The organism is Streptomyces sp. NPDC051172 (assembly GCF_040682555.1).
Classification (GTDB): Bacteria; Actinomycetota; Actinomycetes; order Streptomycetales; family Streptomycetaceae; genus Streptomyces.
In genome coordinates this window covers 1-3,540 of sequence record NZ_JBFBBE010000260.1, presented here as the reverse complement: position 1 = coordinate 3,540, position 3,540 = coordinate 1, and the positions used below count along the sequence as shown (strand labels likewise).

3 protein-coding genes and 1 pseudogene are annotated in these 3,540 nt (G+C 64.4%); all 4 read right to left on the bottom strand.

Going from position 1 to position 3,540, the window contains the following annotated elements; translation table 11 throughout:
- Positions 1–34: 34 nt before the first annotated feature.
- The 4 genes and pseudogenes from AB0N07_RS50035 to AB0N07_RS50020 all read right to left on the bottom strand — a co-directional run bounded on the left by AB0N07_RS50035 (position 35) and on the right by AB0N07_RS50020 (position 3,306).
- On the bottom strand, positions 35–433 hold the full coding sequence (locus tag AB0N07_RS50035) for a hypothetical protein (RefSeq protein WP_365847542.1): 399 nt from the start codon (positions 431–433) through the stop codon (positions 35–37).
- 790 nt (positions 434–1,223) lie between these two features.
- Positions 1,224–1,406 (bottom strand): hypothetical protein, encoded by a 183-nt coding sequence (locus tag AB0N07_RS50030; RefSeq protein ID WP_365847540.1) that lies wholly within the window; start codon positions 1,404–1,406, stop codon positions 1,224–1,226.
- Positions 1,407–1,793: 387 nt separating this feature from the next.
- A pseudogene (locus AB0N07_RS50025) lies at positions 1,794–1,958 on the bottom strand (IS5/IS1182 family transposase); the annotation flags it as partial.
- A gap of 520 nt (positions 1,959–2,478) precedes the next feature.
- Positions 2,479–3,306 (bottom strand): transposase family protein, encoded by an 828-nt coding sequence (locus AB0N07_RS50020; protein WP_365847539.1) that lies wholly within the window; start codon positions 3,304–3,306, stop codon positions 2,479–2,481.
- Positions 3,307–3,540: the final 234 nt, after the last annotated feature.

Genomic DNA, 3,540 nt, shown 5'->3' with positions numbered 1-3,540 from the left:
GTGCTGGAAGCGTAGGAACTCCCATCATCGCAGGTCAGCAGGCACCTCTTCCTATTCCTCTGTCCACAGGCCGACTATCACGCGGTGGATCGAGGGTCAGCGCTGACGCGTGTCGCTCCTCCTCATGCGCCCAGGTCACGAAAAACCGGAAGTACTCACGGTTGGCGCAAAATATCGCAACGTCCTGGTCGGCACCGGTCACAGGGAAAACGGTGAGCAGCCAGTTCAGGTACCCCGGAATGTGATCTTCGATGAAAGTGACAAAACGGACCGCCGACCTGTCCAGTGCGGTGAGTCGATCGGCATCCAACCCGGTCCAGTTGAGGCTTTCTATCTGCCAAGAGTGCTCTGCACCTCGCTGCACTGCGGATCCCACGGCCTCGCGGATCACGGCCAGCGTCAGCGGCTTCTGTGGGGCCAGTGCCCTCTCCATGGTTGCGCTCACCCTTCTGTGTCGGTTGAGGCAAAGGCAGCGGTCCGATCGACTCGGCGTCACCGAGCTTGGGAGAGTTCTTTCATCTCCTCCTCCGGACCGGTTTATCCCGGCGATTTCACAAACCACCGTTAACTGCTCGAATGGCGGATGCCGGTGGGTAGACCAAGGATCTTGACGGTAGCTGTTCAGCTGGTGTGAGCGATATGGCGCCCCTGGCGCTGGCCGGGTTGATGCTGATGATGTTGAGTTGTGTCTCTGCCTCGGCCGTCTGACTCCGTTTCACAGGTGGCGGAGTTTTCCAGGAAGGTAGGGGAATTGGGGAAGGTGGCGGTTGGTCCACGAGGTGTTCGCATGTCGCGGGCATGTGTGGCGGAGAGAGAGGGCGCCGGAGGCGGGTGCGCCTTCGGCGGTCAAACACGGCAGCACCCTACAGTCGTACCGCAAGGACAAGCACAGATCCCCGAATGGGGACCTGTCGGATGTCTGGCCCGCCGCTCTACATTTCGTGGTGCGTGAACCGGGCCGCCCGGCAGCCAGTGGGCGCGCCAAGACGGTGTCCCACTCGGCGAGGCGGACGACGTTGTAGCGGGTCCGCCAGTATTGAGGCGATCACGCGCAGATCGCACAAGAGCCTGAGCAGTTGAGCCAACCGCGATGAAGGCCGGGAGATTTACGTTGAGTTCTCTTCCTGCGCACCACCTGACGACTGCTGAAGCGGTGGCCGAGAAAGCTGCTCAGACGGTCGCGGCGGCCATACGAAAGGCTGTCCGCGGGCAAGGGCAATGCGTCATGGCTTCATCGTCTCCTGCGCCAACTCGGCCGCGATCGCCGCCGAGGCACCCTGCCACACGAGAAAGCCGACCAGCAAAGCGACGAAAGACCGGTAGAACGCGCTGAACTCTGCCGCCACGTTTGCCGCCGCGGACGCCGACTGCGCCGCGCGGGTTCCTAAGGGTTCTTGCTCACTCACTCGTGCCCCTCGTCGGGTCCGGCTGATCACTGTCCATACCGGTGGTCAGGCGCACCGTGCCGCCATACGATCCGCTCTCCTCGAGTGTGCTACCCCGGGGCAGCCCCTGGGTCAGGGCGTGCAGATACTGCCAGCGCACGCGGTTCAACCTCACGCGCCACCGCAGCCGGAGATAGAGGCTGAGGACAGCCAGTGCCTGCGTAGTCAGGCCAACGGTAACCGCCGCCCCAACGCCGGTGAATGTGCTCACTGCTGTCCCCTCACCCTTTCTCGGCCTCCTCAACCAAGGCCTCACGCAAGGAAAGTGGCGCCGATCAGCTTCTGCGTGAACTCCCACCCAAACATATTTCAGAGGGTGTTTGATCTAGGTGGATTGCCCTTTAGGTCCTAGTAAGTTCCTCGCCAGGTGGGTGTCGTCTCGTCCGTTATGCGCTTGGTGAGGTTGTCGATCGAGGCGACGCGGATCATGGCCTCGGAGCTGGCGGGCAGGGTCTCGTAGTCTCGGGCGAGGCGCCGGTGCATCATGATCCAACCAATGCTTCGTTCGACAACCTCGCCAAGCGCATAACGGACGAGACCACACCAACCTGGCGAGGAACCTACTAGGGCATACAGGGCAATACGCCTAGATCAAATGCCCTCTCAGTGGCTGTTCTGTGAGCTTTCGCCGCGCTCAGTCCGGGGGTCAGGGGTGTTGCAAAGTCGGGTGATCTCGTAAGTGCGTGGGTCAGCGATGCCAGGAGGTCGAGCGGGCGGGTGAAGGGCTCGTAGGAGGCGTGGCGGAGGCCGGCGGTGATTGCGGTGTCCGGCGGTGCGGAGAGCGGTGCGGTGACGAAGGATGCGAGCGGCCTGGACGGCGTGGGGGAAGTCGAGGCTGAGGCGGGTGACGGTGAGGGCTCTGGTCACGCGGGTCTCCCGGCGGCCGTGGCCGATCCCGCGGTCGTAGCGGCGCGGTGACGTCCTTCCAGGGCAACGCCCGTAGTTTGCGGTGCAGTTCGGGTCGGTTGGCCTTGACCACCAGCAGGTAGTGAGCCCTTCTCGGTAACGGCTCGTCTCGGTTGGTGATCTTCGTTCAGGTGGTTCGGCCGTGTTTGAGTTGGAGCAGGACGAGGGCGGCGCGGGCGATGCGGGTGATCGCGGCGGGGTCGAGGCTGACTCGGCGCAGAGCCTTGAAGGTCACCTTGAGCAGGGCGTTGGCGCGTTCCGCGACGCCGTGGATGCCGCGGATGACGGCGTTGAACGTCCGTTGCTCTTCGGTGAGTTCGGCGCCCTTGGGCTTTTTGACCGGATGGCGGATGCCCGGCCCGGCGTTCTCGTAGCCGAGATCGGTGAGTGTGGGGATGCCCAGGGTGGCGGCGAGCCGGTTCAGCGCGTCGACCAGGCCGTGCGTGCGGGCGCAGGTGGTGTCGTGCTCGCGCCCGGGTCGGACTGGGGAGACCCAGATCGGCCAGCCGTCCGGGGCGGAGATGACCTGCACGTTCCCGCCGTGGTGCTTGTGTTTCCCGGACCGCCACAGATCCGCGCCGTTGGGGCCGGCGGCGGCCACGCGGTCGGTGCGGATCACGGTGCCGTCCAGGTTGAGGTGGGTGTACCCGGCCGCCGCCGCACGCTCCAGCGCGGTGGACAGGTCGGGTGCGTGGCCGGCGAGCACGGTCAGCCCCTTGTGCAGGTAGCGGTACGCGGTCGGGGCCGATATGCCGTTGTCCCGGGCAAGTTGGACCAGGCGCGTACCGTCGATGAACCAGCGCAGCACCAGCACCGCCTGCTTGAACGGGCCCAGCGCCCGGGTGCCCTTGCGGGTGCCGAGTCGCTCGCGGTGTTCGCCGAGCAGCTTCGCGAGGTGCTCGGCGGTGGCCCTGCTGACATCGAGCACGGCGGTGTAGGTGATACTCGTCAACACGTGAAGCCTCTTGCCGGGAACGTGATCTTCGCAGACCAGTTCCTACCAGGGGCTTCTCGCGTTTGTGTCGTCAGGTCACCCTCCACCGGGCGCGCTGACGGCACGTCACGTAGCACTACTCACGTTGCCGAGAAGACCTGGGTGTGTCAACTTAACGGCTGATCTTGGTTGTTGATGGTCAGTTGTTGCTCGGAGTCAGGCGGCCCTCGAAAGCGATCTGGAACGCGTTCAGGG

What these genes read in the sequence shown, in the direction of transcription:
- AB0N07_RS50035 (WP_365847542.1), bottom strand. Translation starts at nt 433, where the DNA reads ATGGAGAGGGCACTGGCCCCACAGAAGCCGCTGACGCTGGCCGTGATC.